Origin of the sequence: Nafulsella turpanensis ZLM-10, from assembly GCF_000346615.1 — a bacterium.
In the GTDB taxonomy this organism is placed as follows: Bacteria; Bacteroidota; Bacteroidia; order Cytophagales; family Cyclobacteriaceae; genus Nafulsella; species Nafulsella turpanensis.
Genome location: NZ_ANNU01000002.1, coordinates 136,263 through 154,252 on the forward strand (window position 1 = coordinate 136,263; position 17,990 = coordinate 154,252).

Consider the following 17,990-nt stretch of genomic DNA (forward strand, 5'->3'; position numbering starts at 1 on the left):
AATGGCGGTATTGACGGATGACGGCAAAGAGGAATTTTACTGCATATCCTCAATTTCGCCCGAAAGGTCAGTTAACAGAGGATTTACCTTTTGAATCAACTGCTCCTTCCATTCTCTCTTCCAGTTCTTCAACTGCTTCTCCCTTTGGATTGCCTCTTCGATAGAGGGATAAAACTCATAGTAGAGCAAATCTGTGCACCTGTATCTCTGCGTAAAAACTGATCCGGAACCATCTTTATGTTGCTGAATTCTTGCATAAAGATTGGCAGTTACACCAATATACAGGACGGTTCTGCCTTTATTAGTGAGTATGTAGATATAGCCACCTTTGCCAGTCATATTATGATATTGCCGGAAGGGAAGAAATGTTTGCGAGCTGGCAACGATTCTCCCTAATTATATTATCTGCGCCCTCACCCCCCTCTCCAGTCTTCCCGGCCTACGCGGCCCATCTCCCGTCATCCCGATCCACGTCATCCCGGCCTTGAGCCACGTCATCCCGGCCTTGAGCCACGTCATCCCGGCCTTGAGCCGGGATCTCTACCTCCATGGCAGCAGATTCCTTGTCTGCGCTAAAGCTTCGCAAGGAATGACGGTAAGGGACGCTCCGTTCGGAATGGAGAAAGCAGTGAGAGAAATGGCTGAGGAGGGAAATAAAAGCAAAAAAAATCTACTCCTCTACTTCCTGCACCAACTCATACTCCAGCAGAATACTTTCCCCTCCCTCCTGAGGTATTTCCAGAATAAGTTGCTGACTGCTCAGGAGCCTGATGAGCTGAACCGTTGTGTCGGGCAAAAGGGTGGTATCGGCAGGTACATCAATAAATAAAAGACTATCCGTGGTATTAAACTGCGGGCTTTTCAGCGCCACCACCTGGCGGCTCAGGTAGATCGTATCTCCCGCATTACAGGCCGTGGTATCGCGGTAAAAATCGGCCAGGAAGGGAAGCTTCGTATTTTCCCTTGCATTTTCTCTAAACCGAACAAAATAACCCGTCCGGCAACTGTCTTCGAGGTAATATTCGCTGTGCTGAATCCACAATTTCTCCCCTTCTCCCACCAGCAGGCGGCGAATTTCAGCGGGTGTAAAAAGGGCAGGTTCTTCAACCGCATCATCCGAACAGCCATATAGAAGGCCTGAGAGGCCGATAAGAAGGCTCGCCAGTAGTAAAAAAAGGCTGTGTTTTCTTTTTCTCATGCGGATCAAAATTAGCGTATCTTCATGACAGATACCAGTTTACTTTTTATTTTTCCATTGGTTGTTTCTTTATACCTTTAAGCTCCCGAATTTTAAAACAAGTACGGCAGCCCTTTATGGTGTTAAATTACATCTGGATCTTTTTCTTTCTGATAGCTTTTGTGGTGGCGCTCGTGCGCGTGATCGGTTATTTCTTCCGCCATTTCTTACTGGAACAATGGGGCTGGGTTTTCGACAAGGCAGACCTGACGGTTTTCTCTGCCATGGTCAAAAGTACCTTCGAAATGGCCGAAACCAGTGTAAACATTGCAGTATACCTCATAGGGGTGATGACGCTCTGGCTGGGCATAATGAAAATTGGTGAAGCCGGAGGGGCGGTAAATGTACTGGCCCGAATGGTGGCTCCTCTTTTCAACAGGCTGTTTCCTGATCTGCCCAAAAACCATCCTGCCTATGGCTCCATGCTGATGAACTTCTCGGCCAATATGCTTGGGCTGGACAATGCCGCCACTCCCCTGGGGCTTAAAGCCATGCGGGAGTTGCAGGGACTTAACCCCCATAAAGATACGGCCACCAATGCCCAGGTGATGTTCCTTGTACTGAATACCTCCGGGCTCACCATCATTCCCATAAGTATCCTGGCCCTGAGGGGGGCAGCGGAAGCTGCCAACCCTTCCGATGTTTTCATCCCCATCCTGCTGGCCACCTTTTTCTCTACCCTGGCCGGCTTAATAGCGGTTTCTTTTTACCAGCGACTCAACCTGCTTCAGCCGGTGGTACTGGCTTATTTGGGAGGAGCCACCTTACTGATTGCCGGTATTATCGTTTATTTTATGCAGCTTAGTCCGGATGAAGTGGCAGAAGTATCTACTTTCGCAGGCAACTTTATTCTGTTCTCCATCATAATTGTGTTTGTGGTGCTGGCCTTCCGGAAACGTATAGATGTGTATGATAATTTTATTGAAGGAGCCAAAGAAGGTTTTACGGTAGCGGTAAACATTATTCCCTACCTGGTGGCTATGCTGGTGGCCATTGGGGTTTTAAGAGCCTCAGGCGCCCTTGACCTGATTATGGAGGGCCTTAGAGTAGCCATAGGCCTTACAGGAGTGGACACCCGTTTTGTGGATGCCCTTCCTACCGCCCTCATGAAGCCATTAAGTGGTGGAGCCTCCAGGGGCCTGATGGTGGAAACCATGGAAACCTTCGGGGCCGATTCCTTTGCAGGCAAGCTTGCTTCTGTTTTCCAGGGTTCTACGGAAACCACCTTTTATGTAATTGCCGTTTACTTTGGCTCTGTTAGTATTCGAAATACCCGTCACGCTATTGTCTGTGGCTTAATAGCGGACCTTACCGGAATTATTGCCGCCATTTTTATGGCTTATATTTTCTTTGGTTAAGATTTGGAAGCAGCCCTAAAACAAAAATATTAACTAATTATTTTAAGCAAATGGCGATGAATTTTATTATTATTGACCTCTATGGAAGAATAATATTTGCACTGCCGGAAATTATTGCTTATCAAAAACTATGAAAATGGAAGCACTCAACCATAAATCATCCTCTTCTTTGGACAAAAACATTTACGATAACGCCAAAAACCATTTCCTTGGCAACTTTCCTGAATCTCTGCCCATCGAGCAGGCCTATGTACATATTGGTATGTTTTTAGGGTGGATGATTGAGTCAGGTCATTATTCTGAATTTTTCGAAGATGAAGCTGCTGTACAGGTTATCCGTTTTAAGCGGCGGGAGATTAGCTGTACCATTCTGAGCGAAATGTGGGATGGCTACCTGGGCCATGAGTTGTTCGATAAAACCGGCAATATGTTTACCTACTATTACTATGGCGGTGGTCTCTATCGCAAAGATTATGAAACCGTGCTGGCCCCCGACCTTCCTTCTATTTACCACGTAAAGGACAGCTGGGAGAATTTTGAAAAGCTCAGCAAGAAAATTGACCAGCGTTTTGCAGACTGGCAAAAACTGATTGGTGACTAATGATTAACAGTGACTGTAGAAATATAAAAAAGGCTGAGCCTCAGTACGGGAGCTCAGCCTTTTTTATTTTGCTTCCATGAGGGAATCAAATCCCTGCTATACCAAACTGGACAAAGCTCATTCCATAAGATGTAGTGCTGTAAGCCAGGGCGAATCCCCTCCTGGGGCTAATTGTAGAAAAATTTCTTATGGCGGAAATAGCCCATCTTGTCATGGCCCCCGGGGAATCTGAGGAGTAAAAGAGAAGATCAAATAGGTGAAATAGGGCAAAAGAACTTTATTCTACTGCTCCATTTGGGCTACACTTTAAAAGTGGTGCTTTATAAGACTTCCCCAGTGGGAATGAAAAAGGGGCTTTTCTTCAGTTATCAAATTTCTCTACAGGATTAGCTCCTGCGAGGGCCGCCTGACCGGGAAGGGGCTTCCTAAAAGGAGTATAAGCTCCATTATCTATTGAAGGAAGCTCATTATTTGGTAAAAAAGAAGTGAAGCATTGGCTCGCAAATGCTTCACTTCTTTTTTACCATTATTTATCTATTATGCCCTGCTTCTTAACGGCCGCCGAATTTATTTTTGAGGTTCTGAAGCATTGCCGCCATATCACCTTCCTCCTCTTTCGCACCGCCATTATTGCGTCGGCTGTTGTTCCGGGAATCGCCATTCCGGGAATCGCCATTCCGGGAGTCGCCACTCCGGGAACCTTTGCCTTTAGGGGCAGGAGCGGCAAAAGGATCACTTTTCAGCGAAAGGCCGATACGGTTCCTTGGCACATCCACTTCCACAACGGTAACCATGACCTGCTGCTGTACACTCACCACTTCGGCAGGATTGCTCACAAACTGATCGGCCAGGTGGCTGATATGCACCAGTCCGTCCTGGTGGACACCCACATCGACAAAAGCGCCAAAGTTGGTGACGTTCGTTACAATGCCGGGTAACTTCATCCCAACCTTCAGGTCGTCGATGGTATTGACGCCTTCTTCAAAAGCAAAGGCTTCGAACTGCTGTCGGGGGTCACGTCCCGGCTTTTCCAGCTCGGCGAGGATATCCTGCAGGGTAGGTAAACCCACCGTATCCGAAACATACTTTTTAAGCTCGATCTGGCTTCTTTTTTCTTTGCTGGCCATCAGCTCATCAATGGTGCAGCCTACATCTTTGGCCATTTGCTTTACAATGGCATAACGCTCCGGGTGAACGGCACTTCCATCGAGCGGATTTTCAGCATTGTGGATCCGCAAAAAGCCTGCTGCCTGCTCAAAAGCTTTATCACCCAGTCTGGGGACTTTTTTCAGCGCATTCCGCTCTTTAAAGGGGCCGTTTTCATTCCGGTAGTTGATAATATTCTGGGCGAGGCTGGGTCCCAGGCCAGACACATACGTAAGCAGCTGCTTACTGGCAGTATTTACTTCTACACCTACCCGGTTTACACAGCTCATCACGGTATCGTCAAGACTCTGCTTAAGCTGCCCCTGGTCTACATCGTGCTGGTACTGACCTACACCTATGGACTTTGGATCGAGCTTTACCAGCTCCGCCAGCGGGTCCATTAAGCGACGACCAATGGAAACAGCACCACGGACGGTCAGGTCCTGATCCGGAAACTCTTCCCTGGCCACTTCGGAAGCCGAGTAAATAGAGGCTCCGCTTTCGTTGACCATGACCACCAGGGGATTTCCCGGCAGTTTCAGGCTGCGGACAAAGCTTTCGGTTTCACGGCTGGCAGTTCCGTTGCCGATGGCAATGGCCTCAATCTGATGTTTCTCGCAAAGGGTATATAGCAGATTGGCCGATTCCCCGATTTTCCGCTGCGGCTCATTAGGAAATATGGCCTGGTACTCCAGTAATTTCCCCTGCGCATTCAGGCACACCAGCTTACAGCCGGTACGGAAGCCGGGGTCGATCGCCATAACACTTTTCTGCCCGAGTGGTGCGGTAAGCAGCAGCTCTCTCAGGTTCTCTGCAAATACGCGGATAGCTTCTTCATCGGCCTTCTTTTTGGTATTGAGGCGAATTTCAGTTTCCATGGAAGGCTTCAGGAGGCGCTTGTAAGCATCTTTTACCGCCAGCTGCACCTGTTCCGCAGCCGCATTACTTCCCTTTACGAACTGGTCTTCCAGTAAATGGATGGCTCTGTCTTCTTCCGGCGCAATGTCAAGCATCAAAACCAGTTCCTTTTCTCCACGCCGCATGGCCAGAATTCTGTGTGAAGGGGCTTTTGAAACAGGCTCTTCCCATTCAAAATAATCTTTGAATTTCTTTCCTTCCTCTTCCTTACCCGTCATTACGCGTGAACGAAAAGTTCCTTCCTTCAGGTACAGCTCACGCATACGGCTCCTGGCAGTGGCATCTTCGTTTATCCATTCGGCAATGATGTGGCGGGCACCTTCCAGCGCTTCCTCTGCACTGTTTACTTCTTTTTCACTATCCACAAACTTCCCTCCTTCTGCCTGCAGATCGAAACTGCCCTGTTCCATTATTTTTGTAGCCAGTGGCTCCAGTCCTTTTTCACGGGCAATGGTGGCTTTGGTTCTTCTTTTAGGCTTGTAAGGCAGGTAAATATCTTCCAGCACGGCCATGGTTTCGGCCCCCATTACCTTTTCCCGGAGCTCTTCCGTTAGTACCTTTTGCTCTTCAAGCGATTTCAGGATGGCTTCCCTCCTTTTGTCCAGCTCTTTTAACTGTTCGGCACGGTCGCGGATGGCGGCAATAGCCACTTCATCCAGGCTTCCGGTCATTTCTTTTCGATAACGGGCAATAAAGGGCACCGTTCCTCCCTCTTCCAGCAGGGCCATAGTTGCGGAAACCTGCCGGTTTGAAATCCCCAATTCGGAAGCAATTTTTTCAGAATAATTTTGCGACATTCTTTATTTACTTTTTGCTGATTTGCGAGTGTACCATACAAAAATAACAAAAAGCCCGATGCCCCTTACTCTTGATTTTTAACTATTTTCTCCTATCGAAAAGCCATCCATAAAAAAGCACCTTTTCCTATGGGAAAAGGTGCCATTTAGAGTATTAAATTGTCTTTTAATTAAATTTCATATTCGGAAACGCTTTTATCCACAGCAGCCATCATGCTCCTTACATCCGTCTGCTCGTTCAGGTAACCTTTACTCACCATTCCACTGATAAACTTTCCTCTCAGCTGTTCATCCTTCAGCAATAAAACCAGTTTTTCCTGTTTTACCCTTAGCAGGTCCATTTCCATCATTTTAAAAACTATCGCTTTCCGGCAGTCCTGCGCCTCTCCGGCGGTTTTTACTCCTTTTTCCAGCACATTTGCTATAAGGCTTTTATAACTCCTCCTGCTATCTTCCACCAATTGCTCCATCCTCTTCACATCCTTAATTCCATCGACCTGCCTCAGGAAAGCATCAAATTCTTTTTCCTTAACCTTCATGGTAGCTGCCGTGGCCTTATCCATCGAAAACAGAAAGGCATCTAATTTCTCTTCCATTATCTGCAGTACCCGCTCCCCTTCCTTAAGGGTCGTTTTATTAATATCGTAAGAAGTATAAAGGTAACGTTCTACTTTTTCCTGCACCCCCGTTTGGGCGTTTACAGAAAAGCAGGAGAAAAGCGCCGATCCAAACAAAAAAACATAAACATGTAAGCTTTTCATATTTGGCTAAAGATTATGAGAGAAAACAGCAGATTATTCATGCTATTCAATCTCAAATTAAATCAATAGCCCCGTTAAATACAAATACTTTAAAAAATATTTCATTTAATTGAATAACTTATCTCTATCGTTCAGGCTGCTACCCACCTACTATATTTCCTTCCGCTATGTATGATAAAATTCCAAAACAACGAAAAACCTTTATTTGCTGATGAATAAAAAAGCACAGCCTTTATAAGACTGTGCTCCTCCTTCATTTTTATCCGGCTAAACTACTTCTTCAGGTTCAGCCATCCATTCGAAACACCTGCAAGGTTTGCCAGCCGGTATAAAACCCTTGCGCCAACATTTCCATTCCAGTCACTGTAATAGCCAGGGGCTACTTCACATAAGTCAAAGCCCACAATGGTTCGGCCACTTTCCACGACCGCCTTCAGCAGGTACATGGCCTGTTCAAATTCGAGTCCACCGGGCACAGGTGTTCCTGTTCCGGGGCAAAGCTTTGGATCCAGGCCGTCTATATCGAAGCTTACATATACCTGTTTTGGCAGCGGCTCTAATATATCCCGGACCTGCTGTTGCCAGGTTTTTCCCTCATAACTTTGCTCTTTTAGCGCCCGGTCATAAAAAATAGTTACCCGCTCCTTTTCCTTCTGCGCCAGTTGAACTTCCGCTCCGCATATATCCCTGATTCCCACCTGCACCAGTTTTTCTACCTCCTTTATTTGAAGGGCATTGTACATAATGGAAGCATGGGAATAGGTAAAGCCTTCGTAAGCCTTGCGCAGGTCGGCGTGAGCATCGATTTGAAGGATACCGAAAGCACCCTTTTCTTCAGCAATAGCCTGCATAAGCCCCAGTGGGGTGCTATGGTCGCCCCCCAGTACAACAGGAAGTTTGCCGGCCTCTATTAGCTCCACGGCTTCTTTTTTTACCCAGGCAGTTAATTGCTCGCCTGCCTCATTTACCGAGGCAGGCAAATTACGGATAGCTTCCCGCTGGGTTGAAAGAGTATCTTCTTCCAGTGCCTTGATATAATGAGCGGCTTTTGCCCTGAGTTCGTCGCTGCGATGGAGCCACTTTTCAGAAACCGGCAGCATGGCCAGTCCCATTTTCCAGGCATCGGGAATATCGGGCTGATGCAAATCCAGCTGCGGGGAAGCCTCCAGCACTGCCTCCGGGCCCTTAGCCGTACCGGAATTATAAGAAACGGTTACTTCCCAGGGGACCGGAATCACTACCACCTGTGCCTGCTCTGGTGTAAAAGGCAAACCAAAAAGGGTACCAACGGCCCCTACTCCATTCGGATCAAAATTCTTTATTGCTTCTTCTTTGCTATTATACATCTGTTTAAATTATTCAAGCTTAACGGCCGCTTTACCATTGCCTCAAGGATGGCTGCTTTCAGGCTTAACCTCCTTTTTACCCGTCACTTCCCTTCCTGCCAGCTTCTATAACAAGGTACGGGCGGCTACTCACTATTAAACTATACCTGGGCATATACGGCGGGAGCAATATACTCCTGCAGGTCCATGGTTTTCCCTGAAATTTCTGCCCACTTATCTGCTTCGGTTGTCAGGCGCAGTACCCCACCAGCCTCCAGGGTTTCTACGATATTACCTGTCAGGTATTCCACGGTATAAGGCAATACAGGGTTATGGCCGATAATAACTACCTGCTTCCATTTCTCTTCAAGCTGATTAATGAGCGAAAGCATCAGCCGGACCGAGGATTCGTATAAATCATCATGAAAAACCACTTCCTTCCCTGGCCCTAAAATTTTTTCAGCCAGCAGCTCTGCCGTTGTTCTGGCTCTTACAGCTGCACTGGAAAGCAGGGCATCGGGCTTCACTCCTTTTTCATGTAAAAAACTCGCCAGTTGCATGGCCCGTATCGATCCACTCTCCGACAATTCACGTTCATTATCTGCCTGTCCGCGAAAGGCTTCCCGTGCCAGTGAATGACGGATAAAAAACAATTCTTTCCCCATTTCTCTTTTCTTTATCTAAAAAATCAATTTCAATTTCAGGAAGCCAATTTAACAAACATCCGGGAGTTAATGCGCCTCCATCTTTGCAATTTTTCATTTTATTTACGGATATTTGAAGAATCGTGCGAAACAAAATAATTTTTTTATGTCTAAAAATCTGGTAATAGTAGAGTCGCCTGCCAAGGCCAAAACAATTGAAGGATACCTCGGAAAAGACTTTAAGGTAACCTCCAGTTATGGCCATGTACGCGACCTCCCCAAGGGAAATAATGCCATCGATATAGAACACGGATTCCAGCCTACTTACGTAGTCAGCAATGATAAAAAAGAGGTAATTAAGGAACTTAAGAAGCTGGCCAAGGAAGCAGAAATGATTTACCTGGCGAGTGACGATGACCGTGAAGGAGAAGCCATAAGCTGGCACTTAAAAGAAACACTTAACTTAAAGGAGAACAATACCAAAAGAATCGTATTCAGGGAAATTACCAAAAATGCCATCCTGAATGCCATTCAAAACCCAAGGGGCATTGACCTTGACCTGGTGCATGCCCAGCAGGCCCGCCGGGTATTAGACCGGCTGGTAGGTTTTGAACTTTCCCCGGTACTGTGGAAAAAGATTAAACGCGGCCTTTCTGCCGGGCGGGTACAGTCCGTTGCTGTGCGCTTGGTGGTGGAGCGCGAGCGGGAAATTGAACAGTTTGAAAGTAAGAGCGCCTTTAGGGTAACTGCTGAATTCTTGCTTGAAGGAGGTAAAACCCTGCAGGCAGAGCTGGGCGAACGCTTTAATACCAAAGAGGAGGCTCAGGCTTTCCTGGAAAAATGTGTAGGCGCCTCCTTTACCATCGACAGCCTCGAAAAGAAGCCCGGCAAAAGAACGCCGGCGGCCCCTTTTACCACCTCTACCCTTCAGCAGGAAGCTTCGCGCAAACTGGGCTACTCAGTTAGCCGCACCATGTCGCTGGCACAACGCCTGTACGAAGCTGGTAAAATTTCTTATATGCGTACCGACTCTACCGGCCTTTCGGACGAAGCGGTGCAAAAAGCCAGCAGTGAAATCAGGAAGTCGTATGGCGACGATTATCTGCAGGTACGGCAGTACAAAACCAAGTCGCAGGGTGCCCAGGAAGCACACGAAGCAATTCGCCCTACAGACTTTAGCCAGCAGAATGCAAGCAGCGACTATGCGGAGCAGCGCCTGTATGAACTCATCTGGAAGCGGACTATTGCCTCACAGATGGCAGAGGCCCGTCTGGAGAAAACGACTGTAAAAATAGGTATCAGCGGTGTTGACCAGCAGCTGCAGGCCAGTGGCGAAGTGGTAACCTTCGATGGTTTCCTTAAAGTATATACCGAGTCGACCGATGAGGATGGTGAAGAACAGCAGGAAGCAAAAGGAATGCTTCCTCCCCTGAAAGAAGGGCAACAGCTGACCCTTGATCACCTGAAAGCAAGAGAAACCTTTAGCCGCCCTCCGGCTCGTTATACAGAAGCCATGCTGGTAAAAAAGCTGGAAGAAATGGGCATTGGCCGTCCTTCTACTTACGCTCCCACCATCTCCACCATCCAGAAAAGAGGATATGTGGTAAAGGAGGAGCGCGAAGGAAAAGAACGCCGCTTTACTGAACTCCTGCTTAAAAAAGATAAGCTGACGGAAAAGCAGGGAACGGAAACCACTGGTGCAGAAAAAAATAAACTCTCCCCAACCAATGTGGCGATGGTGGTGAATGATTTTCTGGTAGAACATTTTCCTAACGTGATCGACTTTTCTTTTACCGCCAGGGTGGAGAAAGAATTCGACGAAATTGCCCATGGTGAAATCGCGTGGGATAAAATGATTGGAAACTTCTACGATGGTTTCCATCAGAAGGTAGAAAACACCGAAAATATCGAGCGGGCCTCAGTAGGTTCGGCAAAGGAACTGGGTACCGATCCTAAAACAGGTAAACTCGTTATTGCCCGCCTCGGAAAATTCGGACCTATTGTGCAACTGGGCGAAACCCCTGAAGGCGAAGAGGATGAAAAGCCACAGTATGCCAGCCTGCGGAAAGGGCAGTTCATCGAAAGCATTACCCTTGAAGAGGCCCTGGAGCTGTTTAAGCTTCCCCGCACCGTAGGCACCTATGAAGATAAAGACATTGTGGCAGCCGTTGGCCGCTTTGGTCCTTACCTCCGGCACGATGGTAAGTTTTATTCCTTAGGCAAGGAGCACGATCCTTTAACAATCGATGAAGAAACTTCGGTGGAGCTGATAGAAGCAAAACGGAAAGCCGATGCTGAAAAACTCATTAAATCGTTTGATGAAAACCCGGAAATCCAGATCCTGAACGGCCGCTGGGGCCCCTACATAAAAGCCGGAAAGAAAAACGTAAAAATTCCTAAGGATCGTGATCCGGAGGATTTAAGCCTGAAGGATTGCCTTGAGCTGGCAGAAAAAACGCCAGAGAAGAAAAAAAGAGGCTTTACCCGAAAGAAAAAATAAAATAAAGCTTGGTTTTCAAAAGCCCTGCCGGTATTCCCGGCAGGGCTTTTTATATTCATACCGTTAGGCGGCTTTTTCCCTCCATAAAAGCTTAAGCATAACTTTTTGAAGAATATTATTTTTTATTATATTAGAAGATGATTTGTTAATATCAGCTATGGTAGTCCATGGCGGAATAAACACTCAATCTCTCCTTCGAACCTATGGCAACTTTCCTACAATCCATCTTTTCCTTTAACAGCATTAAAGGAAACATAATAAAAGCCTTGTTTAGCATGGGATTTATAACAGCCCTGCTACTCTTCCTTGTTTTATGGCAAAGCCAGCAGCTGGAAAAGAAAAAAACACTTCTCCTGGAGCAGTACCAGCCGGCTCAACAGGCTGCCACACAACTAGGAGGCAGCCTGCATAAAAGCATGCTGCTGCTCACGGCTTTCCTGGAAACGGGTAAAGAGACCTATCGTGCGGACTGGGAGAGGAGCTGGGAGGGGCAAATTGTTCCGGAAAAAGAGGTTATAACTGCCCTTGTCCCTCAGCTGGAACAGGCAGGCAGCAGCCGTTTCTTACAGCTCCTGCAGGGTGAAATTGCGGCCCTTCAGCAGCAACAGCAATCTATCGTAGAGCAGGTTCAGCAACTGCAAAACAGCGGATTTTATTCCTCTAGCACAGATGAAAGGCTTCTTTATCGTCAGAAAGATATAAGAGAACAACTACAGAAAGAAATTCTGCCCAGGGTTACAGCCTTAAATGAACAGACGGTTCTTTTGATTACACAGGCTCAAAACCTGAGCCGGGAGGCCAGCCAGAAATTAGAAGCAGACCTGGCACTTCTGCGGAACGGGGCAATTGCGGCTTTTATCCTATGTATTATCCTGGGCGTAGGCCTTGGCTACTTTCTTATTTCACAACTCTTCCGGAGCTTGTATCATATAAAACGGGCAGTAAAAGAATTGCGGAGAGGAAACTTGCCGGAGGAGATCAGGCAAAGTAAAAATGAAACCGCTCATATTACAGCGGAACTCAAAATGCTCACACAGCACCTCCAGCAGGTAGAACAATTAGCCCTGCGGATTGGCGAAGGAAACTTCGACCAGAACATCGATGCCTTTGAAAATGAAGGCGCACTCGGGGAATCCCTGGCCAGCATGAAGAGCAGCCTGAGCCGCATTGCGATGGAAGACAGGCAACGCAATTGGGTGAATGAAGGCTTTGCTAAATTTGGCGACCTGATGCGTGAAAATAACCAAAGCATTTCCGCCTTGTGCGATGCAGTAACCCGCCAGTTGGTAAAATATGTGAATGCCAACCAGGGAGCCATCTTCCTTCTCGAAAATGAAGATACGGAAATGGAAAGCGCTTACCTGAATCTCACCGCCTGCTATGCTTACGAAAAGAAAAAATACGTGAACAAGCAAATTTTCAAAGGAGAAGGGCTGGTAGGACAGGCCTGGCAGGAAAAAGACACGCTCCTTATCAATGATGTTCCGGAGGAATACATCAATATCAGGTCCGGCCTTGGCGGCAGCAATCCTAAAGCTATTTTAATGGTTCCTCTGGCGGTAAATGAGGATATTCAGGGGGTGCTGGAACTGGCTTCTTTCCGCGATTTCGAAGAATACCAGATTACCTTTATCAAGAAGGTGGCCGAAAACCTTGCTGCTGCGGTTGCCAATGCACGCAACAACGAGCGGACCCTTTCCCTGCTGGAGGAGTCGCAGGAACTGGCGGAAGCCATGCGGGCCCAGGAAGAGGAAATGCGCCAGAATATGGAGGAACTGGAAGCGACGCAGGAAGAAATGGTCCGCGCCCAGGTAGAAACAAACCAAAAGGAACAGAACCTGAACTCCGTCATTAACAACACCACTGACACCATTTTTGCCATCGACCGCGACTATCGCATTACTGTTGTTAACCAGGTTTTAAAAGAAAAATATAAAAGCATGGGTATTATGCTCGAAACAGGCACTTATATCCATGAAATTCTTCCGGAAGCCGCCTGGCAGAAATGGAAGGCGCGCTACGACCGGGCCCTGGCCGGTGAGCAGTATTCCATCATTGAAGAATCAAGTGGCTCAAAAGGCACCAAATATTCCCAAACCTACCATAATCCTATAGTGGATGAAAACGGGGCAGTAACCGGCGTTTCGGTTATTTCGCGCGATGTAACAGAAACAGTCGTTAACCAGCAGCTGATCCAGCGGAAGCAGTCTACACTCAATGCCATCATCAACAGCACCGACGACACCTACTTTGCCATCGATACCGATTACCGAATCCTGATTGCCAACAAAACACTGAAAGGCCGCTTCGCCCTTAGTGGCATCAGCCTGGAAGAAGGAGATAATATCTTTGACAAACTGGCAAAGGAGCAGCATGCCTACTGGAAGAACCTTTACGACAGGGCCCTGGGAGGGGAATCCTTTGTTATAAACCAGGAAAGGCCAGTGGGGGATAAAGTTCTTTTTATTGAAGTATACTGCAACCCTATTCTGGACGAGGAAAGCGGTAAGGTGATGGGTGCCTCTGTTATGTCGAAAGATATTACCCGCTGGAAATCCGCCATAGAAGAAAAAGAAGCAAGAGAGCAGGAGCTAAAGAAGCTCCGCCAGTCGATAGGTCTCGAAGAAAGCCTGGAAGAGCAGGGGAAAAACGGGCAGAACAGAAAAAGCCGGTAGATGAACAGATAGGGAACCAGTATTCCTCCACCCTTTCTGCTGTTGTTAATCCATAAAGTTCAGAGTTATCAGGAGGGGATCAGTTACTGGCAGCAGCTCTTTTCAGAACCAACCCTTCCTCAAGAGCGTTGAAGGTAAATACAGAACTGAAACCCTGATACTGCCTCATGAAAAAGATTGTTGCCCTTACCGGAGCTGGCATTAGTGCCGAGAGTGGAATACCTACCTTCAGAGATGCCAATGGCTTGTGGGAAGGCCACGACATAATGGAAGTAGCCACACCGGAAGCTTTTGAAAGGAACCCCACCCTGGTACTGGAATTTTATAACCAACGGCGAAAAGCAGCTTTATCTGTTGAACCCAATGCCGGCCATTTGGCACTGGCCGAGCTGGAAAAGCATTTTGAGGTGAGCGTAATTACCCAGAATGTGGACCCTCTGCACGAGAAAGCAGGGTCCAGTCATGTGATTCATTTACACGGCGAGTTATTTAAAAGCAGAAGTACCGCTACCGACCAGGTTTATGAAATGGAAGGCTGGGAACTGAACCCGGGAGACTGTTGTGAAAAAGGCGCTCAGCTTCGACCTCATATCGTTTGGTTTGGGGAAGCTGTCCCGATGATGGAAACGGCTATAGAAGAGGCTCTTTCGGCCGACATTTTTTTAGTCATCGGCACCTCCATGCTGGTGTATCCTGCTGCCGGCCTGATTAATTTCGTGGGGGAGGAAGTGCCAAAATATATTATCGACCCTAAAATGCCCGAGCTCCCTTCACGCCCTAACCTTCATAAGATCGCAGAAAAAGCAAGTACCGGACTTCCCCGCCTCGCGCAAAGCCTTATTCAGCAGTATGGAAAGTAAAAGGTGAATAAAGCCAACTGCAAATTTCCAATCCTACCCCTTTAGTCCAGGAGCTATAATCCTAGCTGCCGTAAATCCCAGGTGGCTCCTGGCTTGTACTTCAGTTCTCCCCGCTCTAACTCCAGAGGAGAAGGTATATTATTATGATACAACTGCCCTGTTCCCAGGCCCTGTGGTTTATCTACCGGGTAGCTAGCGGTAAACTGGCTAATGGCGTTCAGCCCGATATCCGATTCCAGGGCCGATGTCATCCACCAGCCAATTTTTCGCTCTTCTGCCATTTGTATCCATTGTCGGCAGGAGGCTATGCCCCCTAAAAGGGAAGGTTTTAGGATGATGAAGGAAGGTTTGATCTGATCCAGTAAGGCCGCTCCTTCCATTTCAACCTCAATCCCTATCAGCTCTTCGTCGAGCGCCACCTGAACCGGCGACAGCCGGCATAGCTGCTCCATTGCAGCTGGCTGCCCGGCTTTAATGGGTTGTTCAATGGAATGGAGATCATATTGTGCTAACCGCCGGAGTTTATCCATTGCCTCATCCGGAGTAAAAGCCCCGTTGGCATCTACCCTTATGGTAATTTCGTCGGCAGAATAGTGCGTTCGTACTTCTTCCAGGATGGCACATTCCTCTTCAAAATGAATGGCGCCGATTTTCATTTTCAAACATTGAAAACCCGCGGAAAGCTTTTGTTCCAGCCGCTCCTGCATCTGTTTTTTTTCTCCCATCCATATCAGGCCGTTAATGGGCAGGGCCTGCTCCCCGCTTACGAAGGAATTTTTAAAAATTACTCTTCTGCCACCATGGAGCCAGTCCAGGAGAGCTGTTTCCAGGGCAAAGCAGAGGGAGGGCCATTCTGTACCGCAAATATTTCGGGCCAGCCATAAAGCGTTTTCTTCCGAAGCGGGAGCTTCTTCCATACTTACTTTATCACAAACTTCCTGCAGCTTTTCCTCCAGGTCGGGCCGGTCATCGATACTCAGTCCGGGCAGGGGTCCTGCTTCCCCTATCCCCTGCTTTTTGCCGTCACTGATTATAATATAGAAGCTTTTCTTCTCCTCCAGTACTCCTCTGGAGGTACCTGCCGGAAATTTAAAACGAAGCGTGTGGGTGGTATAGCGGGCACTTAATTTCATGAGGAAGTTGGGAATAAAAGTAACATAAACAGTTGCAGCGGGTTATACAGGCATAGGTCCTGCCGGCGTACAAAAGCTGTGAATTTATTTAATTTTATACAATTTTCCACTAAATTTGCAGCCCCATTTTAGATAGTCATCCAAAATAATCTATTATAAAAAAGATGAGTGATAAGAACGATTTTACAATTGATGTAGTAGTGGAAATCCCTAAGGGGAGCCGTAACAAATACGAGTACGATTACGAGAAAAAGATGATCCGCTACGACCGCATGATTTTTTCATCCATGCACTACCCAAGCGATTATGGCTTTGTTCCTGAGACACTTGCTGAAGACGGCGATGCCCTCGATGCGCTGGTGTTGGTTTCCGAGCCCACTTTCCCGGGTTGCTTAATTGAGGTCCGCCCGATTGGTCTCTTCCGGATGCGCGATGAAAAAGGGCCGGATGCCAAGCTACTGTGTGTACCCACCAGCGACCCTATCTGGAATTCGCTGACAGACCTGAGCCAAGTAAATGAGCACCTTAAAAATGAGATCGAGCACTTCTTCCAGGTTTACAAAGACCTTGAAAAGAAAAAAGTGGGGATTGAAGGCTGGGAAAGTAAAGAGCAGGCCTTAAATATTATAAAGGAATCTCAGAAAAGATACCTGGAAAACAATTCAAAATAAAGAATTTCCGGAGGCTGCTTTTTAAACGACTACAGGCATTAACCCTCCGGCAGTCAGGAAAAGAGCAGCCTTTTCTTTTAATTTTATTTCCTCCCCCATGAACCCTTCCTCCCCTTCCCTCTTTGCGGACATCCTCTTAGCAGATTACCGCTACCATTTACCGGAAGAAGCCATTGCAAAATACCCGCTGGGCGAACGGGACCAGAGCAAACTGCTGCTCTACCGGAAGGGAAGCATCCATCATCAGCAGTTTTCTGAAATCCCTGACCTGCTGCCGGAAAACAGTCTCCTGTTTTTCAATAACACCCGTGTTATTCCGGCCCGTATGTTCTTCAGGAAGGAAAGCGGCGCACAGATAGAGATTTTCCTCCTCCAGCCTGCTGCACCCGATGTTTTAATTAGCGAACTGCTCGCGGAAGAAAAACAATGCCGCTGGAAGTGCATGATTGGCAATTTAAAGCGCTGGAAGGAAAATACTGAACTGGAAAAAACATTAACCGTAGAAGGGCAGGCCGTAAAAGTAAGGGCACGGCTCGAAAATCGTTCCGAAGGCATTGTTCATTTTCAGTGGGACCAGACGCTTCCTTTTGCTGCCCTGGTTGAAACGGGTGGAGAAATACCCCTCCCCCCTTACCTGAACCGCAAGCCCGAAGAAAGCGATAAGCCCCGCTACCAGACCGTTTACAGCAAAGAAGCGGGTGCAGTGGCAGCTCCCACGGCAGGGCTTCATTTTACCCAGGCCATTCTCAACCGCCTGGCGCAAAAAGATATTCAGGCCCATTACCTGACGCTGCATGTCAGCGCTGGTACTTTTCGGCCCATAAAAGATTCAGTGGCCGAGCACCCCATGCACCGGGAACAGATCATAATTCGCCGCCAGAATATCGAGGCGCTGTTATCGGCCAAAGGGCCACTCATTGCCGTAGGCACCACCTCCATGCGAACCCTGGAAAGCCTGTACTGGTATGGAGTAAAACTTCTTTCTAAACCCGATGCTCCTTTTTTTATAAGCAAAGAAGAAGCCTATACTTATCCGGAAGATAAACTTCCCCTTCCAAAGCAGGCTCTTGAGGCTGTTTTAAGCAAGATGGAAGCAGAAGGAAAAGAAGAAATCTGGGGAGAGACAGAAATATTTATCGTACCTGGTTACCAGTTCAGGCTGGTAAAAGGACTGGTAACCAATTTTCACCAGCCGGAAAGTACCCTGGTATTGCTCATTGCCGCTTTTATTGGGCCGGATTGGAAAAAGGTTTACCAGGAGGCACTATCCGGGGGATACCGCTTTCTTAGCTATGGCGATTCTTCTCTTTTATTACCATAAGCTTCTTCCACTTATGGAATATTTGTAAATTAGGTCGAGCGTA

Annotated in this window: 14 protein-coding genes; 7 read left to right on the forward strand and 7 right to left on the reverse strand. The window is 47.4% G+C overall.

All coding sequences use genetic code 11. The annotated features are described in order from the left end of the window. Positions 1-36: 36 nt before the first annotated feature. Together F752_RS0100795 and F752_RS0100805 are read right to left on the reverse strand one after the other, a co-directional pair. A complete protein-coding gene (locus tag F752_RS0100795; protein ID WP_017729818.1) occupies positions 37-339 on the reverse strand; it encodes a GIY-YIG nuclease family protein in 303 nt (100 codons plus the stop codon). Positions 340-670: 331 nt separating this feature from the next. Beyond that, positions 671-1,198 carry a hypothetical protein gene (locus F752_RS0100805; protein WP_017729820.1) on the reverse strand — a complete coding sequence of 176 codons (528 nt, stop codon included), beginning with the start codon at positions 1,196-1,198 and terminating at the stop codon, positions 671-673. A gap of 116 nt (positions 1,199-1,314) precedes the next feature. On the opposite strand from F752_RS0100805, the gene F752_RS0100810 reads away from it, so the two are divergent. Beyond that, the gene (locus F752_RS0100810; RefSeq protein ID WP_017729821.1) at positions 1,315-2,595 is read left to right on the forward strand and encodes a nucleoside recognition domain-containing protein; all 1,281 of its coding nucleotides are present in this window, start codon (positions 1,315-1,317) and stop codon (positions 2,593-2,595) included. Positions 2,596-2,731: 136 nt separating this feature from the next. Then, a complete protein-coding gene (locus F752_RS0100820) occupies positions 2,732-3,196 on the forward strand; it encodes a DUF7832 domain-containing protein (RefSeq protein ID WP_152424981.1) in 465 nt (154 codons plus the stop codon). 551 nt (positions 3,197-3,747) lie between these two features. On the opposite strand, the gene F752_RS0100830 is transcribed toward F752_RS0100820, so the two are convergent. The 4 genes from F752_RS0100830 to F752_RS0100845 all read right to left on the reverse strand — a co-directional run bounded on the left by F752_RS0100830 (position 3,748) and on the right by F752_RS0100845 (position 8,808). Beyond that, positions 3,748-6,057 (reverse strand): Tex family protein, encoded by a 2,310-nt coding sequence (locus F752_RS0100830; protein WP_017729824.1) that lies wholly within the window; start codon positions 6,055-6,057, stop codon positions 3,748-3,750. 170 nt (positions 6,058-6,227) lie between these two features. Continuing rightward, positions 6,228-6,818 carry a hypothetical protein gene (locus F752_RS0100835; protein WP_017729825.1) on the reverse strand — a complete coding sequence of 197 codons (591 nt, stop codon included), beginning with the start codon at positions 6,816-6,818 and terminating at the stop codon, positions 6,228-6,230. 272 nt (positions 6,819-7,090) lie between these two features. After that, on the reverse strand, positions 7,091-8,164 hold the full coding sequence (locus F752_RS0100840; RefSeq protein ID WP_017729826.1) for an agmatinase family protein: 1,074 nt from the start codon (positions 8,162-8,164) through the stop codon (positions 7,091-7,093). Between the two features lie 140 nt (positions 8,165-8,304). Next, positions 8,305-8,808 (reverse strand): SixA phosphatase family protein, encoded by a 504-nt coding sequence (locus tag F752_RS0100845; RefSeq protein ID WP_017729827.1) that lies wholly within the window; start codon positions 8,806-8,808, stop codon positions 8,305-8,307. A 145-nt stretch (positions 8,809-8,953) separates the two neighbouring features. Between F752_RS0100845 and topA the strand changes: the two genes are divergently transcribed. From topA to F752_RS0100865, 3 genes are all read left to right on the forward strand, one after another. Further along, positions 8,954-11,287, forward strand: coding sequence for a type I DNA topoisomerase (gene topA / locus F752_RS0100850; RefSeq protein ID WP_017729828.1), 2,334 nt, complete (start codon positions 8,954-8,956; stop codon positions 11,285-11,287). A gap of 275 nt (positions 11,288-11,562) precedes the next feature. Beyond that, positions 11,563-13,962 (forward strand): PAS domain-containing protein, encoded by a 2,400-nt coding sequence (locus tag F752_RS25110; protein ID WP_160164066.1) that lies wholly within the window; start codon positions 11,563-11,565, stop codon positions 13,960-13,962. 167 nt (positions 13,963-14,129) lie between these two features. After that, positions 14,130-14,822 carry an SIR2 family NAD-dependent protein deacylase gene (locus tag F752_RS0100865; RefSeq protein ID WP_017729831.1) on the forward strand — a complete coding sequence of 231 codons (693 nt, stop codon included), beginning with the start codon at positions 14,130-14,132 and terminating at the stop codon, positions 14,820-14,822. 53 nt (positions 14,823-14,875) lie between these two features. Here F752_RS0100865 and F752_RS0100870 read toward each other — a convergent pair whose 3' ends face one another. Further along, the gene (locus F752_RS0100870) at positions 14,876-15,955 is read right to left on the reverse strand and encodes an o-succinylbenzoate synthase (RefSeq protein WP_017729832.1); all 1,080 of its coding nucleotides are present in this window, start codon (positions 15,953-15,955) and stop codon (positions 14,876-14,878) included. 164 nt (positions 15,956-16,119) lie between these two features. Here F752_RS0100870 and F752_RS0100875 point away from each other — a divergent pair, with 164 nt between their 5' ends. Together F752_RS0100875 and F752_RS0100880 are read left to right on the forward strand one after the other, a co-directional pair. After that, complete coding sequence (locus tag F752_RS0100875) at positions 16,120-16,626, forward strand: inorganic diphosphatase (RefSeq protein WP_017729833.1); 507 nt, start codon at positions 16,120-16,122, stop codon at positions 16,624-16,626. A gap of 97 nt (positions 16,627-16,723) precedes the next feature. After that, positions 16,724-17,947 carry an S-adenosylmethionine:tRNA ribosyltransferase-isomerase gene (locus tag F752_RS0100880; protein WP_017729834.1) on the forward strand — a complete coding sequence of 408 codons (1,224 nt, stop codon included), beginning with the start codon at positions 16,724-16,726 and terminating at the stop codon, positions 17,945-17,947. Positions 17,948-17,990 lie beyond the last annotated feature (43 nt).